General features: G+C 73.0%; 17 protein-coding genes. 4 read left to right on the top strand and 13 right to left on the bottom strand.

Going from position 1 to position 17,109, the window contains the following annotated elements:
- Positions 1-43: 43 nt before the first annotated feature.
- Both ABZT03_RS26800 and ABZT03_RS26805 read right to left on the bottom strand, forming a co-directional pair.
- On the bottom strand, positions 44-481 hold the full coding sequence (locus ABZT03_RS26800) for a GNAT family N-acetyltransferase (protein ID WP_356043585.1): 438 nt from the start codon (positions 479-481) through the stop codon (positions 44-46).
- A gap of 43 nt (positions 482-524) precedes the next feature.
- Positions 525-2,003, bottom strand: a complete 1,479-nt coding sequence (locus ABZT03_RS26805) for a PLP-dependent aminotransferase family protein (protein WP_356043588.1) — start codon at positions 2,001-2,003, stop codon at positions 525-527.
- Between ABZT03_RS26805 and ABZT03_RS26810 the strand changes: the two genes are divergently transcribed.
- Both ABZT03_RS26810 and ABZT03_RS26815 read left to right on the top strand, forming a co-directional pair.
- Complete coding sequence (locus ABZT03_RS26810; protein WP_356043590.1) at positions 2,002-2,919, top strand: DMT family transporter; 918 nt, start codon at positions 2,002-2,004, stop codon at positions 2,917-2,919. The genes ABZT03_RS26805 and ABZT03_RS26810 overlap by 2 nt on opposite strands.
- Positions 2,920-3,011: 92 nt before the next feature.
- Positions 3,012-3,206 carry a DUF1918 domain-containing protein gene (locus tag ABZT03_RS26815; protein WP_356043591.1) on the top strand — a complete coding sequence of 65 codons (195 nt, stop codon included), beginning with the start codon at positions 3,012-3,014 and terminating at the stop codon, positions 3,204-3,206.
- Between the two features lie 53 nt (positions 3,207-3,259).
- Here the strand turns inward: ABZT03_RS26815 and ABZT03_RS26820 are convergent, their stop codons facing one another.
- Complete coding sequence (locus tag ABZT03_RS26820) at positions 3,260-4,495, bottom strand: family 10 glycosylhydrolase (RefSeq protein ID WP_356043594.1); 1,236 nt, start codon at positions 4,493-4,495, stop codon at positions 3,260-3,262.
- A 165-nt stretch (positions 4,496-4,660) separates the two neighbouring features.
- Between ABZT03_RS26820 and ABZT03_RS26825 the strand changes: the two genes are divergently transcribed.
- Together ABZT03_RS26825 and ABZT03_RS26830 are read left to right on the top strand one after the other, a co-directional pair.
- Positions 4,661-5,521 carry a 3-hydroxybutyryl-CoA dehydrogenase gene (locus ABZT03_RS26825; protein ID WP_356043596.1) on the top strand — a complete coding sequence of 287 codons (861 nt, stop codon included), beginning with the start codon at positions 4,661-4,663 and terminating at the stop codon, positions 5,519-5,521.
- Between the two features lie 215 nt (positions 5,522-5,736).
- Entirely contained in the window at positions 5,737-5,994 is a 258-nt protein-coding gene (locus ABZT03_RS26830) for a hypothetical protein (RefSeq protein WP_356043599.1), read from the top strand.
- A gap of 34 nt (positions 5,995-6,028) precedes the next feature.
- Here ABZT03_RS26830 and ABZT03_RS26835 read toward each other — a convergent pair whose 3' ends face one another.
- The 10 genes from ABZT03_RS26835 to infC all read right to left on the bottom strand — a co-directional run.
- A complete protein-coding gene (locus tag ABZT03_RS26835; RefSeq protein WP_356043602.1) occupies positions 6,029-6,574 on the bottom strand; it encodes an NUDIX hydrolase in 546 nt (181 codons plus the stop codon).
- A gap of 127 nt (positions 6,575-6,701) precedes the next feature.
- Positions 6,702-8,042: a transcriptional regulator gene (locus ABZT03_RS26840; RefSeq protein WP_356043605.1), complete on the bottom strand. Its 1,341-nt coding sequence runs from the start codon at positions 8,040-8,042 to the stop codon at positions 6,702-6,704.
- A gap of 290 nt (positions 8,043-8,332) precedes the next feature.
- Positions 8,333-9,451 (bottom strand): PP2C family protein-serine/threonine phosphatase, encoded by a 1,119-nt coding sequence (locus ABZT03_RS26845; RefSeq protein WP_356043607.1) that lies wholly within the window; start codon positions 9,449-9,451, stop codon positions 8,333-8,335.
- 161 nt (positions 9,452-9,612) lie between these two features.
- Entirely contained in the window at positions 9,613-12,126 is a 2,514-nt protein-coding gene (pheT, locus tag ABZT03_RS26850) for a phenylalanine--tRNA ligase subunit beta (protein WP_356043609.1), read from the bottom strand.
- Positions 12,126-13,247: a phenylalanine--tRNA ligase subunit alpha gene (gene pheS / locus ABZT03_RS26855; RefSeq protein ID WP_356043612.1), complete on the bottom strand. Its 1,122-nt coding sequence runs from the start codon at positions 13,245-13,247 to the stop codon at positions 12,126-12,128. Before pheS ends, pheT begins: the two co-directional genes overlap by 1 nt.
- A 152-nt stretch (positions 13,248-13,399) precedes the next feature.
- Positions 13,400-14,554, bottom strand: coding sequence for an ATP-binding protein (locus tag ABZT03_RS26860; RefSeq protein WP_356043614.1), 1,155 nt, complete (start codon positions 14,552-14,554; stop codon positions 13,400-13,402).
- Between the two features lie 51 nt (positions 14,555-14,605).
- Complete coding sequence (locus ABZT03_RS26865; protein ID WP_356043616.1) at positions 14,606-15,463, bottom strand: RNA methyltransferase; 858 nt, start codon at positions 15,461-15,463, stop codon at positions 14,606-14,608.
- A 176-nt stretch (positions 15,464-15,639) separates the two neighbouring features.
- A complete protein-coding gene (gene rplT / locus ABZT03_RS26870) occupies positions 15,640-16,023 on the bottom strand; it encodes a 50S ribosomal protein L20 (RefSeq protein ID WP_020132316.1) in 384 nt (127 codons plus the stop codon).
- A gap of 98 nt (positions 16,024-16,121) precedes the next feature.
- The gene (gene rpmI, locus ABZT03_RS26875; protein ID WP_019065473.1) at positions 16,122-16,316 is read right to left on the bottom strand and encodes a 50S ribosomal protein L35; all 195 of its coding nucleotides are present in this window, start codon (positions 16,314-16,316) and stop codon (positions 16,122-16,124) included.
- 130 nt (positions 16,317-16,446) lie between these two features.
- Positions 16,447-17,109 (bottom strand): translation initiation factor IF-3 (gene infC, locus ABZT03_RS26880; protein WP_356043619.1); only part of this gene is annotated, 663 nt, incomplete at its 5' end.

Consider the following 17,109-nt stretch of genomic DNA (forward strand, 5'->3'; position numbering starts at 1 on the left):
GTATGCGAAAGGTTGCCGCAGCGGGCCGGACCTGGCGGACATGTCACTCGAAAAGGAGCGCCATCCAGTGCTCCGGCTTCGCCAGCGCCGCGAACCCGGCCTTCTCGTACACCCCGTGCGCGTCGTGGGTGGCGAGCAGGACGCGCCGCAGTCCGTACGGCCGCAGGTGCTCGCGGACGGCCTCGACGAGCGCCGTGCCGATGCCCCGGCCGCGGACCGACGGGTCCACGTACACGTCGCACAGCCAGGCGAAGGTCGCCCGGTCGGTGACGACCCGGGCGTACGCCACCTGCTCCCCCGAGGGCGTCGCGTACACGCCGAAGTTGAGGGAGCCGGCGATCGCCAGGTCCTGCTTCTGCCGGGACCGGCCGAGCGCCCAGTACGCGTCGGTGGACAGCCTCCGGTGCACCCACTCGGCGTCGACGCGGTCGGGGTCGGTGGAGACGTCGAAGCCCTCGGCGAGGCGCGCTGTGGTGGTCATGCGGGGAGATTTCCAGGTCGGCGGCTGTCGCGTCGAACGGTTTTCACGCCCGGGCGGGGGGCTTGGCGGCCGGGGCCGCTCCGAGGGCCTCGTCGCACGCGGTGCGCAGCCGTCGTACGCCCTCGGTGATCTCCCCCGTGCCGGCCACCGCGGCGAAACTCAGGCGTACGTGGGCCGCGGGCGGTTCGGCGCTGAAGTAGGGGCGGCCCGGGGTGAGCGCCACGCCCGCGCGCAGGGCGGCCGCGGTGAAGGCCGGTTCGTCGGTGCCCTCGGGCAGCCGCAGCCACAGGTGGTATCCGCCCGACGGGACGTGCGGCAGGGACAGTTCGGGCAGTCCGGTGCGCAGCGCGGCCGTCATCACGGTCCGGCGGGTCCGCAACTCGGCGGACACCGCCCGCAGATGGCGGGGCCAGGCGGGCGAGCCGACAAGTTCGAGCGCGGCCTCCTGCAGCGGCCGGGGCACGAAGAAGGTGTCGACGACCTGGATGGCGCGCAGCCGTTCCAGGACCGGGCCGTGTGCGGCGAGCGCGCTCACCCGGAAGCTGGGCGAGGTCGCCTTGGTCAGGGAGCCCACGTGCACGACGACTCCGTCGGGGTCCTCGGCGGCGAGCGGACGCGGCAGCGGTCCCGCGTCCTCGTGCACGAGCCGTCGTACGAAGTCGTCCTCCACGACGAACGCCCCGGCCTCGCGGGCGATGCGGAGCACCTCACCGCGGCGTCCGGGGGCGAGCACCGCGCCGGTCGGGTTCTGGAACAGCGGCTGGCAGACGAAGACGCGGGCGCCGGTCGCCCGGAACGCGTCCGCGAGCAGCGCGGGTCGTACGCCGTCCGCGTCCACCGGCACCGGGACCGGGCGCAGTCCGGCCGCGCGGGCGATCGCCAGCATGCCGGGGTAGGTGGGCGACTCCACCAGGACGGGCGCGCCGGGCGGGGCGAGGGCGCGCAGCGCGGTGGTCAGCGCCGACTGGCCGCCCGCGGTGACCAGGACCTCCGCGGCCGTGACGGCGCCGCCGGGCCCGCCGATGCTCCGCGCGAACCACTCCCGCAGCTCGGGCAGCCCCTCCATGGGCGGCCGCCCCCAGGCGCCGGGCCGGCGGCCCGCCCGGGACAGGGCGGCCGCCATGGCCCGCTCCGGCTGGAGCGAGGGGTGCAGGTAGCCGCCGTTGAACTCGATGACTCCGGGCGGCGGTGCGGCGAGCGAGACGAGGACTCCGGAGGCGTCCACGGAGCGCGGCACGAGGTCGGCGGCGGCGTCCGCGCTGAGGGTGACCTCCTGCCAGGAGGTGTCGCCGCGACGGGCGGTCGCGGGAGCGGTCGGGGCCCGGAAGGCGCCGGCGCCCGGGCGGGTCGTCACCAGGCCCTCGGCGGACAGCTGGGCGAGGGCTCGCGAGACGGTCACCGGACTGACCCGGAACCGCTCGACGAGAGCACGGCTGGACGGCAGCTTTCCACCTGGTGAGTAGCGGTCGAGCTCACGACGCAGCTGATTCGCCAGCTCGGACACACTGCTATTCTCTTGCATGAGAGTACAGAGTAGCGCTACCGCACCGACCCGGATAGCGGTGGACACCCCCTCCGGGGTGATGTCCGCGGGCACCCTCCAGGCCGGCCTGGGCGTCGTCGCCTTCTCCCTCACCTTCCCCGCCACCGCCTGGGGCCTGGAGGGCTTCGGGCCCTGGTCGCTGGTGGCCGTGCGCAGCGTGCTGGCGGCGCTGATCGCGGGCGGCTGCCTGCTCGCCCTGCGCGTGCCGCTGCCGGGCCGCCGGCACTGGGCGGGCCTCGCGGTCGTCGCCGCCGGCGTCGTCGTCGGCTTCCCCCTGCTGACCACGCTGGCGCTGCGGACGTCCACGACCGCGCACGCCGCCGTCGTGGTCGGTCTGCTGCCGCTGACGACCGCGCTGCTGTCCGCGCTGCGCACGGGCATCCGGCCCTCCCGCGCGTTCTGGGCGGCGGCCCTCGCCGGCGCCGCCGCGGTGGGCGTCTTCACGGTGCAGCAGAGCGGCGGCGCACTCGGCGCGGCCGACCTGTACCTGTTCGCCGCGCTGCTGGTGTGCGCGGCCGGCTACACCGAGGGCGGCCGGCTGGCCCGGGTGATGCCGGGATGGCAGGTGATCGGCTGGGCCCTGGTGCTGTGTCTGCCGCTCGGTGTGCCGGCCGCGCTGCTCGCGCTGTCGTACGAGCCGGTGCACCTGACCGCGCACAGCGTGGCCGGGCTGGTGTGGGTCGCGGCGGGTTCGCAGTTCCTCGGCCTGGTCGTCTGGTACCGGGGCATGGCCGCCGTCGGCGTCCCCAAGGCCAGCCAGTTGCAGTTGGCGCAGCCGCTGCTCACACTGGTGTGGTCGGTGCTGTTGCTGGGCGAACACCTCACGGTGGCCGCCCCGCTGACGGCAGCGGCGGTGCTCGTGTGCATCGTCGTCACGCAGCGGGCGAGGGGTTGAGCGGCACCCCCCGCACCGGGTCCCGGGAGCGTCTCGCGCCGTAGAATCGGGGCCACGGACCGCTGCTCCCGCACCCGGAGGAGGCCCAGCAGATGCATGCAATCGTGGGCGACCAGCTTGTCCAGCACGGCAGGGTGGTCGGTCAGCACGACAAGGTCGCCGACATCGTCGAGGTGATGGGGCAGGAGGGCACACCCCCGTACCGCGTCCGCTTCCAGGACGGGCACGAGGCCGTGTGCTCACCCGGCCCCGACACCGAGATCCGTCACAGCGACACCGCCCGCTAGGAACCGGGGCCCCACCGGCGTGGGGCCCCGCCGCGCGGACGGCCGGTGCCCGGTCAGCGCGGGGGCTTCGCAGGCCGCCGGTAGTGGTCGGTCACCACCCGCGCCATCGCGTCGACGCGGTCCACGGCCACGTCGTGGGCGGCGAAGAAGACGTGCCCGCGCGCCTGCGGGTACCGCTTCGCCAGCGTGAGGTGGCGGGAGAGTTCGGCCGGGTCCTGCCAGGCCGCGGGCTGCGCCGGATCGCCCGCCTTGTACAGCGCCTCCCCCAGGTACAGCTCCGTGCGGGTGCCCCGGACGACCTCCGCCCACCAGGGCAGCAGCGTCGCGTAGTCGGCGGCGGTGAAGCCGATGTTCCAGTACAGCTGCGGGCAGATGTAGTCGATCCAGTTCTCGCGCGCCCACCTGCGGGTGTCCGCGTACAGGTCGTCGTACGTCTGCACGCCCGCCCGGGTGTCGGAGCCGAGCGGGTCGGTGACGGCGTTGCGCCACACCCCGAAGGGGCTGACGCCGAAGCGGGTCCCGGGCCGCAGCGCTTTGACACGGGCGGCCGTCTCCCGCACCAGCCGGTCGATGTTGTCGCGGCGCCAGGCGGCCCGGTCCGGGAAGGCGCCGCCGTGCCGGTCGTAGGCCGCGTCGTCGTCGAAGGTCTGGCCCGCCACCGGGTACGGGTAGAAGTAGTCGTCGAAGTGCACGGCGTCGACGGGGTACCTGCGCACCGCGTCGAGCATGGCGTCCTGGACGAAGGCCCGCACCTCGGGCAGCCCGGGGTCGTAGTAGAGCTTCCCGCCGTACGGCACCGCCCAGTCCGGGTGCCTGCGCGCGGGGTGGTCCGCGACCAGTCTCGTCGGGTCCGTGTGGTGGGCGACGCGGTACGGGTTGAACCAGGCGTGCAGTTCCAGGCCCCGCGCGTGCGCCTCGGCGACGGCCGTGCCGAGCGGGTCCCAGCCCGGGTCGAGGCCCTGGACGCCGGTGAGGTACTGCGACCAGGGCTCGTACGGCGAGGGCCACAGGGCGTCCGCGGTGGGCCGTACCTGGAAGACCACCGTGTTGAGCCGGTCGCGGACCGCCGTGTCGAGGTGGGCGATCAGTTCGGTGCGCTGCTGCAGCGCGGGCAGGCCGGGACGGGAGGGCCAGTCGCGGTTGACCACGGTCGCCAGCCACATGCCGCGCATCTCGCCGCCCGAGCGCCGCCGGCCGGCCGGCGCGGCCGCCGTGCTGTCCACGTCTCCCCCGAGTACGAGCGTCGACAGCGCTGCCGCCGTGAACGCCCGACGAGTCACCCGGCCCATCCGCCACCCCTGTCGCCGCCGGTCCGCGCCCCCGCGGACCGTCTCCGCGCCCAGGATGCCCGACCCCGGCGATCGATCATCGATACTTGGCGGTAACGTGCACGAACGGAGCAGGCACCCGACCGGGGCGGCCTGACCCGGCCGAAGACCAGCGAAAGGGACGATGTGACCGACATCGAGCGCGTCGGAGTGGTGGGCTGCGGCCAGATGGGAGCGGGCATCGCCGAGGTGTGCGCCCGCGCCGGCCTGGACGTCAAGGTCGCCGAGACCACCGGCGAAGCCCTGGAGATCGGCCGTACCCGGCTGTTCAACTCCCTGTCCAAGGCCGCCGAACGCGGCAAGATCACCGAGGAGGAGCTGGCGGCCACGCAGGCGCGGCTCAGCTTCACCACCGACCTCGGCGAGTTCGCGGACCGCGACCTGGTGATCGAGGCCGTCGTGGAGAACGAGCAGGTCAAGACCGAGATCTTCCAGGTGCTCGACCAGGTCGTGACCCGTGCCGACGCGATCCTCGCCTCGAACACCTCCTCGATCCCGCTGGTGAAGCTGGCGGTCGCCACCTCGCGGCCCGACCACGTCATCGGCATCCACTTCTTCAACCCGGCCCCGGTGCAGAAGCTGGTCGAGCTGATCCCCGCGCTCACCACGTCCGAGGGGACGCTCAGCCGCGCCCAGGTCTTCACCGAGAAGGTGCTCGGCAAGCACGCCATCCGCGCCCAGGACCGCTCCGGCTTCGTGGTCAACGCGCTGCTGATCCCGTATCTCCTCTCCGCGATCCGGATGTTCGAGTCCGGCATCGCCAGCCGGGAGGACATCGACAACGGCATGGAGCTCGGCTGCGCCCATCCGATGGGCCCGCTGAAGCTGTCCGACCTGATCGGCCTCGACACGGTGTCCTCGGTGGCCCACTCGATGTACGAGGAGTACAAGGAGCCGCTGTACGCCGCGCCCCCGCTGCTCCAGCGCATGGTCGACGCCGGCCGGCTCGGCCGGAAGTCCGGCTCCGGGTTCTACACCTACGGCTGACCCGCTCCCCTTTCGCTGCCGCCGACACCCTCCGTGGTCGTTCCGTGCGGCGCGGGTCCGGCACTCCTCGGCGTGCCGGGCCCGCGGCCTTCACACACCGTGTGCGCAGCGGGCCCGCATATGCCATTCGCACACTCTTTCCGCGCGCCCACCAGCGGAGTTCACTCTTCATGCGCATGCAAGGGATGTGGACGACTACGGAAAGGAGCGGACCCGTGACCGCCGACCCGGAGCATCCCGTGGTCCAAGGAGAACTCGCGGAGTTACGCCGACGCCTCGATGTGGCGTACACCCGCGTCGAGGGAGGGCTGGCGCTGCTCAGCCATCGCACCGAGGAGACGGACAAGGACCTCGACGACCTGAACGCACGGGTCGTCGTACTGGAGCACGCCCGCTGGCCGCTGCCCGCGGTCTCCGCGATCACCGCCGTGGGCGCGCTCGTGGTGACGGTCTGGCAGGCACTGGGGCGCTAGATCCCGCCCCGGGGACCAGGGCGCCGTGGGGGATTCAGGGCCGGGCGTCCTGGCCGAGGCGGAGGTGGTGCAGGAGCAGGAGCGCCGCCGCCATGCCGGCGGCCGGGACCTCACCGCGCGCGACCATGTCGGGGACGAGTTTGAGGGGGACCCACTCCCGGCGGTCCGACTCGAAGTCGTCCACGGGGTGTCCGGTGTACTCGCCCCCGTCGGACCAGAAGACGTGGTGCCGGGCGTCGGTGAGCCCGTTGGAGGGCTCGACGCTCAGCAGGTGGTGCAGGGGCCCCGGCCGCCAACCGGTCTCCTCCTCCAGCTCCCTGGCCGCCGCGCGGGCGATGTCCTCGCCGTCCTCGACCACGCCCGCCGCGAGTTCCCACCCCCAGCTGTCGGTGATGAAGCGGTGGCGCCACAGGAGCAGGACCTCGTTGGCCTCGTTCACCACCGTGGCCACGGCGACGGGCCGCAGCCGTATCAGGAAGTGGTCGAGATGTCGGCCGTCGGGCAGCTCGACATCCGCCAGGTTGACGCTGAACCAGCGGTTTTCATACACATTTTGTTCGTTCTGTTTCGTCCACTGCACGGTTCTGCCACCTTCCGCTGAGTAAGTGGCAATATCGCAGCAGGAGCGGCGCCACAGCAGGCGCACAGAGGTCGGCCGGCAGCACGAACGGTGCCTTCGGCGCGTTCCCGCGGGTCCCGTGCGCCCGTCACAGCGGTACGCGCAGCGCCCCGTCGATCATCTCGGCGGCCTCGGACGTCCCGGCGCAGCCGCTGCGCACCAGGTGCTCGCGCACCGCGCGGAGCCGGTCGCGCAGCCGCTGCGACTCCATGCCCCGGGCCTGCTCGGCCATCCGCACCGCGGTGGCGACCGCCTTGTCGGCGTTGCCCTGGCGCAGCTCGATGGTGCTCAGCATCGCCAGCCGGTGCACCCGGCCCCGGTCGTGCGCCGGGGTGTCCACCGCCGCCGCCGCGTGCCGCGCCGCCGCCGCAAGCTCACCGAGGCTCAGCAGCGCCTCCGCCACCTGCACGTTGACCAGCCCCGGCTGGACATAGCCGGTCTCGTCGGGTTCGTGACCGCGCCGGATGCGTTCGGCGGTCTGCTCGGCCCGCCGGATGCAGGACAGCGCGCTCGAGCCGTCACCCAGGTGTGCGTACGCCTTCGCCTGCATCGCGTACAGGTCGGAGGCGAGCGCCGGGGTGATGTGCCGGCCGGCGGCGCGCAGCGCGGCCTCCGCGAAGGCGACCGCCTGCCGGTACTCCCGCATGAACAGCGACTGGTTCACCAGGAGCGCGATCACATAGGCGCCGAGCCCCCGGTCCCCGCTGGCCTTGGCGAGCCGCAGGGCCTGGTGGAAGTAGCGCTGGGCCAGCCCGTGGGCGTCGGAGTCGTAGGCGCAGATGCCGGCGATGGCCACCAGACCGCCGGTGGCGCGGTGGAGTTGGCGTCCGGTCGCATCGGTGTAGCTGCCGCGCAGCAGCGGGGCCGCCTCGGTGTTGAGGAAGCCGACTATGCGGGTGCGGGTCGCCACCCCGCCGGCCTTGCGGTACATCTGCTCGTAGTGCGCGCGGGCCGAGCGCAGCATCTCTATGTCGGCGGAGGTGACCCGGTGCCGGCCGCCGCGGGAGACGTCCACGTCCTCCGGCGGGTTCTCCCACTCCCACACGGGCATCACGGCGGGTGTGCCGGTGACGGCGGGCGCGCCGAGGATGTGCGGGCGCTGCTGTTCGTCGGAGCGCCACAGGGCGGTCGCGCGCTCCACGAACCCGGACAGCGTGGTGCCGTGCGGGGCGGACGGCTCCCCCGGCACACCGAGGCCGATGTCGTCGAGGGTGACGGGCCGCCGCAGCCGTACGGCCAGCACCTCGCAGATGAGGTCGGGCACCTGACCGCGCGGCCGCTGCCCCTTCAACCACCGCGCCACGGCGGTGTGTTCGTATCTCAGCGCGAGGCCGCGCGCCCGGCCCGCCTGGTTCACGTGCGCGGCCAGTCCCGCGTGCGAGACTCCGGCCTCGTCGAGGATCGCGTCGAGCAGAGTATTGGGCTGCATGGGTGCCCCCCGGTGGCTCGGTGCCGACAGATTAGTGGGTCCGCCTTCGCACGGGGTGTGAACGGAGTGCTCGAATCCGCACCGTGTGCGCGCTGTCGCGGAGAGTCGCGCGGCGGTTGACTGTGATGCCTCGCAAGAGGCCGGCCGGGCCGCCGGCTCCCCCTCGTACAGTGCGGCGGCCCGATTCCGCACCGTCCGCCCGGCTGCCTGCCCGACACTCCGTGGCGGGGCGGACGGTCGCCGCCGGCCGACTCTCGGGGCGTGCACGGTCGTTCGTGGCCGGACATCCCCTAGAGGTGCGGTGTCGGCCGCGCGTGCGTGCCGGCCGGCCGCGTGGCTCCGGGAGATCCTGAGGCCGGCCGGCGCGAGCGGTCGTTCCGCAGTGCCAGCAGCGCGATGTCGTCGGAGGGGGCGCCCCGCGTGTGGTGCAGCAGGGCCGTGAAGACCGAGCCCAGTACCGCGTGCGGGACCACCGAGGGATGCCGGCGGAGCGTCTCGGCCAGCACCTTCGACAGGGGGAAGAAACGCCCGCGCGCGTCCCGCACGTCCTCCGCGCCGTCCGTGTGCAGGAACAGCGCCTCGCCCGGCTGGAGTTGGCCGCAGTGCCGGACGGGCAGCCCCGGCGGCAGCGGGAACGGCCCGAGCGGTGGCAGCGGGTCCGCGCGGGCCAGGGGTTCCACTCCCCTGCCGCTCAGCACGTACGGCCAGGGGTGCCCGCAGTTCAGCGCCCGGACCTCGCCGTCCGCGCCGATCTCCAGCACCACGACGGTGACGAACTCCTCGGCGACGGGGCTGTCGGACTCGGGACCGGGACCGGCCGGGGGGTGCTCACCGTGGGAGCGCTGCCGCAGGTGGCGGCCGAGCGCCCGCTCCAGGCGGCGCAGCACGCCCCCGAGGTCGGCCTCGTCGTGCGCGGCCTCGCGGAAGCTGCCGAGGACGGCGGCGGCGGTCCCGATGGCGGCGATCCCGTGCCCGCGCACGTCACCCATGACCACCCGCACACCGTGCTCGGTGGCGACGACCTCGTACAGATCACCGCCGATCGCGGCACCGCGGTCGGCCGACAACTGGGCGGCGGCGACGCTGAGTCCGCCGATGCGCGGGGGCAGCGGCCGCAGCAGCGCGCTCTGGGCGGCGCCCGCGACCCGGCGGGCCTGCCGGAGCTCGCGCAGCAGTGCGCGCCGGACGTGCAGGATCAACCCGGTGCCGACGGCGAAGAAGAGCGCGCTGGTGACGGCCCGCGCGCCGAGGCCCTGCTGCTGGGCGAGCGGACAGCTCAGCTTGTACGTGACCGCGGCGGCGCCCCAGGCCGTGGGGAGCCCGAGAGCGAGCAGCCGGCGGCGGCCGGGTCGGCGCAGGCTCGTCGGGGGCCGCCCCGCCCCGGGAACTCCAGCCCTGTTACAGATCATGCCGATGGCCCCCATCCAGGCCCTCCGAACGCAATCGGACCGACCCCGAAAGGCCGGTCCGATTCTGTCGGGCAATACCCCACATGGCCCCGGTCACCTGCAGATCTCACACGAACGAGTGAGTGACCGGACGGGGGTGTCAGGGGTACGGCCCCCGCCCCTCAGCCGCGCAGTACGGCCCCCGTACGCTCGCCTGCCAGGGCCACCGCCGCGTCCCGCGCCGCCGACGCCTCGTCGACGGTCAGCGTCCGGTCACCCGCGCGGAAGCGCAGCGCGTACGCCAGCGACTTCTTGCCCGCGCCGAGCTGCTCCTCGTTCTCGTACACGTCGAACAGCCGGATCGCTTCGAGGAGTTCACCGGCGCCCTCGCGCAGCGCGGCCTCGACTCCGGCGTGCGGGACGGCCTTGTCGACGACCAGCGCGACGTCCTGCGTGGCCACGGGGAACGTGGAGATGCTCGGCGCCTGCACGGTGGTGTCGCCGGCCTGCTCCAGGGCGTCCAGGTCGAGCTCCATCGCGACGGTGCGCGCGGGCAGGCTCAGGGACTTGACCACCCGCGGGTGCAGCTCGCCGGCGTGACCGACGACCTGCTCGGCGCCGTCGACGGTGACCGCGAGCTCGGCGCACCGGCCCGGGTGCCAGGGCCCGTACCGGCCGCCGCGCACGATGAGTTCGGCGCCCGCCTCCCGGGCCACGGCACGCGCGGCCTCGACGGCGTCGGCCCAGTCGGCCGGACGCCCCGCACCCCACCAGCCGGCCTGCTCACGGGCGCCCGCGAGCACCGCGGCGACGTGCCGGGGCTGGTCGGGCAGCGCCGCGTCGAGCTCGGCGAGCTGCTCGTCCGTCGGACGCCGGTCCACCGGCAGGACACCGGCGACCTGCTGCTCCTCGCCCGGCAGGAAGACCAGGCCCGTCTCGAACAGGGCGAGGTCGTGGCTGCCGCGGCCGTTGTTGCGCCGCAGGGCGCCGAGCAGACCCGGCAGCAGCGAGGTGCGCAGCAGCGGCTCCTCGTCGCTGAGCGGGTTGACGAGCCGGACGGCGCGGCGGGCCGGGTCGTCGGCCGCGAGGCCCAGCTGGTCGAAGACCTGCTCGCCGACGAACGGGTAGGTGGGCGCCTCGACGTACCCGGATCCGGCGAGGACGCGGCCCACCCGGCGGTGCAGCCGCTGGCGGGGGGTGAGGCCACGGCCCGAGGGCGGCTTGGGCAGCGTGGAGGGCAGGTTCTCGTAGCCCTCCAGCCGGATGACCTCTTCGGCCAGGTCGTTCGGCACACCGAGGTCGGGCCGCCAGGACGGGGTGGTGACGATCAGCTCGTCCTGCCCGTACACGTCGCAGCCGACCTCCTGGAGGCGGCGTACGACGGTCTCGCGGCCGTACTCGACGCCCGCCACCCGGTCGGCGTGGTCGGCGGGCATGGCGATGGTGTGCGGCGCGGACGGCGCGATGATCTCGGTGACGCCGGCCTCGGCGGTGGCCCCCGCGAGCAGCATCAGCAGGTCGACCGTGCGCTGGGCGGCGGCGGCCGAAGCCTGCGGGTCGACGCCCCGCTCGAACCGGCGGGACGCCTCCGAGGACAGCTTGTGGCGGCGGGCCGTGCGCGCGATGGACGTGGCGTCGAAGTGCGCGGCCTCGATCACCACGTCGGTCGTGACGTTCTCGCCGTCGGCGTGGTCCGCGATCTCCGTGTCGGCGCCGCCCATCACCCCGGCGAGGCCGATGGGGCCGCGCTCGTCGGTGATCACCAGGTCCTCGGCGGCCAGCGTGCGGGTGACGCCGTCGAGGGTGACGAGCTTCTCGCCCTCCTCGGCCCGGCGCACGCCGATGGTGCCCTGGACCAGGGTGCGGTCGTAGGCGTGCAGCGGCTGGCCGAGTTCCATCATCACGTAGTTGGTGACGTCGACGGCGAGCGAGATCGGGCGCATGCCGACCTTCTGCAGCCGGCGCTGGAGCCAGATCGGGGAGCGCGCCTCGGGGCTCAGGCCGGTGACGGTGCGGGCGGTGAAGCGGTCGCAGCCGAACGGGTCGGCGACGGCCACCGGGTAGCCGAAGGCGTTCGGGGCGGGGACGTCGATCAGCGCCGGGTCGCGCAGCGGCAGGCCGTAGGCGATGGCGGTCTCGCGGGCGACGCCGCGGATCGACAGGCAGTCGCCGCGGTTGGCGGTGACGGCGATGTCCAGGACCTCGTCGACGAGTTCGAGGAGCTCGATGGCGTCCCTGCCGACCTCGGTCTCCGGCGGCAGCACGATGATGCCGTGGCTGCCGTCGTCGCCCATGCCCAGCTCGTCGCCGGAGCAGATCATGCCGTGCGAGGTCCTGCCGTACGTCTTGCGCGCGGCGATGGCGAAGTCACCGGGCAGGACGGCGCCCGGCAGGACCACGACGACCTTGTCGCCGACGGCGAAGTTGCGGGCACCGCAGACGATCTCCTGCGGCTCGCCCGTCCCGTTGGCGGTGCCGACGTCGACGGTGCAGAAGCGGATCGGCTTCTTGAAGCCCTCCAGCTCCTCGATGGAACGCACCTGGCCCACGACGAGGGGGCCCTTCAGGTCGGCGCCGAGGTGCTCGACGGTCTCGACCTCGAGGCCGGTCGACACCAGTTTGGCCTGCACGTCGCGGCCGGTCTCGGTGGCCGGCAGGTCGACGTACTCCCGCAGCCAGGAAAGCGGGACCCGCATCAGATCTCCATCCCGAACGGCCGGGTGAACCGGACGTCACCCTCGACCATGTCTCGCATGTCTTCGACGTTGTGGCGGAACATCGCGATCCGCTCGATCCCGAACCCGAAGGCGAAGCCGCTGTACTTCTCCGGGTCCACTCCGCAGGCGGTCAGCACCTTGGGGTTGACCATGCCGCAGCCGCCGAGCTCGATCCAGCCCTCGCTGGAGCAGGTGCGGCAGGGCCGGTCGGGGTTGCCGACGGACTCGCCGCGGCAGACGTAGCAGACCATGTCCATCTCGGCGGACGGCTCGGTGAAGGGGAAGAAGTTGGGCCGCAGCCGGGTCTTCATGCCCTCGCCGAACAGCGACTGCACCATGTGGTCCAGGGTGCCCTTGAGGTCGGCCATGGTCAGGCCCTCGTCCACGGCGAGCAGTTCCACCTGGTGGAAGACCGGGGTGTGGGTCGCGTCCAGTTCGTCGGTGCGGTAGACGCGGCCGGGGCAGATCACGTAGACCGGCAGCTCACGCCGGAGCAGCGAGCGGATCTGCACCGGCGAGGTGTGGGTGCGCAGCACGACACCGGACTCGGTGCCGCCCTCCGGGCCGGCCACGAAGAACGTGTCCTGCTCACCGCGGGCCGGGTGGTCCGGGCCGATGTTGAGCGCGTCGAAGTTGAACCACTCGGCCTCGACCTGCGGGCCCTCGGCGACCTCGTAGCCCATGGCCACGAAGACGTCCTCGATGCGCTCGGAGAGCGTGGTGAGCGGGTGGCGGGCGCCGGCCGGCACGCGGTCGTGGGGCAGCGTGACGTCCACCGCCTCCTCGACCAGTACGCGCGCGTCCCGCTCGGCCTCCAGCTCGGTCTGCCGGCCGGCGAGGGCCTTGCTGACCGCGCCGCGGGCCTGGCCGACGAGCTTGCCGGCGGCCGCCTTGGCCTGCGGGGGCAGGGCGCCGATCTCGCGGTTGGCGAGGGCCAGCGGGGAGGTGCCGCCCGTGTGGGCGACCTTCGCCTCCTGGAGCGCGTCGAGGGAGTCCGCGGCGGCGAAGGCGGCGAGCGCCTCGTCCCGCAGGCGCTCGATCTCTTCCGGTTTCAACGCCTCGACCTCGACTGGGTCGTACGACTTGTTCGGTGCCGACATCTCTTCCCGTGCTTCCGATTGGCTGGCTGGAGGTCCCCGTCACCGACTCGTCGTGACCGGTACGCGGACGGTTCGTCTCCGTCCGCGGGACGCAAAGGTGCCAAAGGCCGAGTCTAACGGGGTGGGGGTGGGCGAATGCGCCCGCGGGCCGCTCAGACCAGATAGGCCGGAGTGCTCACGGGCAGCGTAAATCGGAACTCCGCACCGCCGAGGGGGGCGCGGCCGACCGTGATGGTCCCGCCGTGGGCCTCGACGATGCCTTTGACGATGTACAGCCCGAGGCCGGTGCCGCCGCGCTTGCTGCCCCGCCAGAAGCGGGTGAAGACGCGGTTCATGGACTCCTCCGGGATGCCGGGCCCCTCGTCGCTCACCGTGACCGACGTGACGGTGCTCTCACCGGCCCCGCCGTCCTCGCCTTCGCGCGGGGACGCCGAGGGCGTGATGTCGATGGTGACGGTTCCCTCGCCGTGGCGCACCGCATTTTCCAGCAGGTTGCTGAGCACCTGGTCGACCTTGTCGGGGTCGGCCCACAGGTCGGGCAGCGGCTGCTGGATGCGCAGCAGGAACCGGTCGGCGGCCAGGCCCGCGGCGACGTACGCCTGGATGTGCCGTCCGACGGCGGCCCCGATGTCGACGGGCTGCCGGCGCAGTTCGAGGCGCCCGGAGTCGATCCGTGAGATGTCGAGGAGCTCGGCGATGAGGCGGGTGACACGGTCGGCGTCGGCGTCGACGGTCTCCAGCATGAGCCGCTTCTGGTCGTCGGTGAAGCGCTCCCACTTGGCGAGCAGGGTGGCCGTGAAGCCCTTAACCGAGGTGAGCGGGGAGCGCAGCTCGTGGGCGACGGTGGCGATCAGCTCGGCGTGGCTGCGCTCGGTGCGGCGGCGGGCCTCGGTGTCCCGCAGCGAGACGAGGACACGGCGGACGGGACCGGTGGGCGCGTCCCGTACGTAGCGGGCCGACACCAGGACCTCGTGTCCGCCTGGCAGCAGCAGGTTGCGCTCGGGCTGGCGGGAGCGGATGGCGAGCCCGCCGTAGGGGTCGGTCAGCTGCCACCAGCGCCGCCCCTCCAGGTCCTCCAGCGGCAGGGCCTTCTCCAGCGACCGGCCGAGGGCCTCGGCGGCGGGGACGGCGGTGATGCGCTCGGCGGCGGCGTTGAAGGTGACGACCCGGCCGTGCGCGTCGGCGATCACGAGTCCGTCGGGCAGGTCGTCGGGGTCGATGCCGGGGCCGCCGGGCGCCTCGGGCCGGCGCCGGTCCGGGCCCCGCACGTCCTTCTCTCCCGGTGCGCTGCTCGTGCCGACACTCATCCCCGTACCCCACCTCTCAGACGGCGCAGGGCCCCCGAGCTGGTCACCTTACTAGCTCTCGGTGACGGAGCGGCACCCTCCGGAGGCGCGCTGTGCACGGGCTGACGCGTAGAGACATACGGCGGCGGCGGTGGCGAGGTTCAGACTCTCGGCCCGTCCGTGGATCGGGACGCGCACGACGGCGTCCGCGAGCGCGCGGGTCTCCTCCGGGAGCCCCCACGCCTCGTTGCCGAACACCCAGGCGGTCGGACCGCCCATGGTGCCCCGGTCGAGTTCGTCGTCGAGGTCGTCGAGGCCCCCGCCGTCGGCGGCGAGGACCCGCACGCCCGTCTCCCGCAGCCCGGCCACGGCACGCTCCACGGGCACGCCGACGGCGACCGGGAGGTGGAACAGGGAGCCGACGGAGGCGCGGACGGCCTTGGGGTTGTAGAGGTCGACCGAGGCGTCGGTCAGGACGACGGCGTCGGCGCCGGCGGCGTCGGCGCAGCGCAGGACGGTGCCGGCGTTCCCGGGGTCCCGGACGTGCGCGAGGACGGCGACGAGGCGGGGCCGGGCGGCGAGGATCGCCTCGAAGGGGGTGTCGACGAACCGGCAGATCCCGACGAGTCCCTGCGGGGTCACGGTCGTCGAGATGTCCTCGATCACCTGCTCGGCGGCGAGGTGCACACGGGCGCCGGCGGTACGGGCCTCACCCACGATGTCCGCGTACCGCTCGGCTGCCTCGACGGTCGCGAAGAGCTCCGTGAGGGTGCCGCCCTCGCCGTGGTGCCGGGCCGCCTCCCGCACGGCCTGCGGGCCCTCCGCGAGGAACAGCCGGTCCTTGCCCCGGAAGTTGCGCTTCGCGAGCCGCCGCGCGGCGGACACCCGGGCGGAGCGGGGAGAGATCAGCTCGGGGGTGGCGGGGGGCATGCTGTTCACCTTCGGAAGACCACTTTCCGCCGCTACGGCGATCGATCACGACGGCGGTACGGCTCTTCCCGCACGCCCTGGCGACGGTGGGGGCGGGGCCCGCCGGAACACCACGGACCCGCGGGCCGGTGGCCCACGGGTCCGTCAGGTCACGCCGGCCGGGGGCCGACGCGCGGTCACGCAGCCTTGGGCGCGTTCACGTCGGCCGGCAGCGCCTTCTGGGCGACCTCGACCAGCGCGGCGAACGCGGTGGCGTCGTTGACGGCCAGCTCGGCGAGGATCTTGCGGTCGACCTCGATGTTCGCCGCGTTCAGACCCTGGATGAAGCGGTTGTAGGTGATGCCGTTGGCGCGGGCAGCGGCGTTGATGCGCTGGATCCACAGCCGGCGGAAGTCGCCCTTGCGCTTCTTGCGGTCGTTGTAGTTGTAGACCAGCGAGTGGGTGACCTGCTCCTTGGCCTTGCGGTACAGGCGCGAACGCTGACCGCGGTAGCCGGAGGCCGCCTCGAGGATCGCCCGGCGCTTCTTGTGGGCGTTGACTGCCCGCTTGACGCGTGCCACTTTTTAACTCCTTGTAGCGGGGCCGCGGTTGTCCTCACGCGGCCCGGAAACGATTGGGTCCCGGTCCTGACTGCGTACGGCGCTCACGCGCCGCCGAGTCACTTGCCGAGAAGCTTCTTGATCTTCTTGGCGTCGCCCGGGGCCATCTCGGCGTTGCCGGTGAGGCGACGCGTCACGCGGGACGACTTGTGCTCGAGCAGGTGGCGCTTGCCGGCGCGCTCACGGAGCACCTTGCCGGAGCCGGTGATCTTGAAGCGCTTGCTGGCACCGCTGTGCGACTTGTTCTTCGGCATAGCGCCGTTATCTCCTCGTCGGTGGCGCTCCGGTGCCCGGTCGTGAAACCGGGCACGGAGGAGCGTCGCTCTTGTTTCGGGTGGAATCCCCGGACTGGCGTCCCGGGTCTCCGGGGCGTTCGCCCGAGGGTCAGGCTTCGGCGGGAGCCTCGGCCGGTGCCTCGGCGTCGGCCGTGTCCAGCTCGTGCGCCTCGATCTCGGTGCCCTCGCCGTCCTCGGTCTCCGCGACGTTCTGCGAGCGGCCGGGGTTGGCCTTCGCGTCGGCCTTGCGGGCCTCCTGCGCCTGCCGGGCCTCGGCCATGGCCTCGGTCTTCTTCTTGTGCGGACCGAGAACCATGATCATGTTCCGGCCGTCCTGCTTCGGGTTCGACTCGATGAACCCGAGGTCCTGGACGTCCTCCGCGAGACGCTGCAGCAGTCGGTAGCCCAGCTCGGGCCGGGACTGCTCGCGACCACGGAACATGATCGTGATCTTGACCTTGTCGCCCTGCTTGAGGAACCGGACGACGTGACCCTTCTTGGTGTCATAGTCGTGCGGGTCGATCTTCGGCCGGAGCTTCATCTCCTTGATGACCGTGTGCGCCTGGTTCTTGCGCGCCTCACGGGCCTTCATGGCCGATTCGTACTTGAACTTCCCGTAGTCCATGAGCTTGCACACGGGCGGACGGGCGGTCGCCGCGACCTCGACCAGGTCGAGGTCGTACTCCTGTGCAAGCTCCAGGGCCTTAGCGAGCGGGACGATGCCCACCTGCTCGCCGCTGGGACCGACAAGTCGCACCTCGGGAACGCGAAT

This window comes from Streptomyces sp. NPDC005574 (assembly GCF_040605435.1).
In the GTDB taxonomy this organism is placed as follows: Bacteria; Actinomycetota; Actinomycetes; order Streptomycetales; family Streptomycetaceae; genus Streptomyces.

Excerpts from the sequence above, each read along its gene's own strand:
- ABZT03_RS26800 (WP_356043585.1), bottom strand. The coding sequence starts at position 481 with ATGACCACCACAGCGCGCCTCGCCGAGGGCTTCGACGTCTCCACCGAC.
- ABZT03_RS26810 (WP_356043590.1), top strand. The coding sequence starts at position 2,002 with ATGAGAGTACAGAGTAGCGCTACCGCACCGACCCGGATAGCGGTGGAC.
- ABZT03_RS26805 (WP_356043588.1), bottom strand. The coding sequence starts at position 2,003 with ATGCAAGAGAATAGCAGTGTGTCCGAGCTGGCGAATCAGCTGCGTCGT.
- ABZT03_RS26815 (WP_356043591.1), top strand. The coding sequence starts at position 3,012 with ATGCATGCAATCGTGGGCGACCAGCTTGTCCAGCACGGCAGGGTGGTC.
- ABZT03_RS26820 (WP_356043594.1), bottom strand. The coding sequence starts at position 4,495 with ATGGGCCGGGTGACTCGTCGGGCGTTCACGGCGGCAGCGCTGTCGACG.
- ABZT03_RS26840 (WP_356043605.1), bottom strand. The coding sequence starts at position 8,042 with ATGCAGCCCAATACTCTGCTCGACGCGATCCTCGACGAGGCCGGAGTC.
- ABZT03_RS26845 (WP_356043607.1), bottom strand. The coding sequence starts at position 9,451 with ATGATCTGTAACAGGGCTGGAGTTCCCGGGGCGGGGCGGCCCCCGACG.
- pheT (WP_356043609.1), bottom strand. The coding sequence starts at position 12,126 with ATGCGGGTCCCGCTTTCCTGGCTGCGGGAGTACGTCGACCTGCCGGCC.
- pheS (WP_356043612.1), bottom strand. The coding sequence starts at position 13,247 with ATGTCGGCACCGAACAAGTCGTACGACCCAGTCGAGGTCGAGGCGTTG.
- ABZT03_RS26860 (WP_356043614.1), bottom strand. The coding sequence starts at position 14,554 with ATGAGTGTCGGCACGAGCAGCGCACCGGGAGAGAAGGACGTGCGGGGC.
- ABZT03_RS26865 (WP_356043616.1), bottom strand. The coding sequence starts at position 15,463 with ATGCCCCCCGCCACCCCCGAGCTGATCTCTCCCCGCTCCGCCCGGGTG.
- rpmI (WP_019065473.1), bottom strand. The coding sequence starts at position 16,316 with ATGCCGAAGAACAAGTCGCACAGCGGTGCCAGCAAGCGCTTCAAGATC.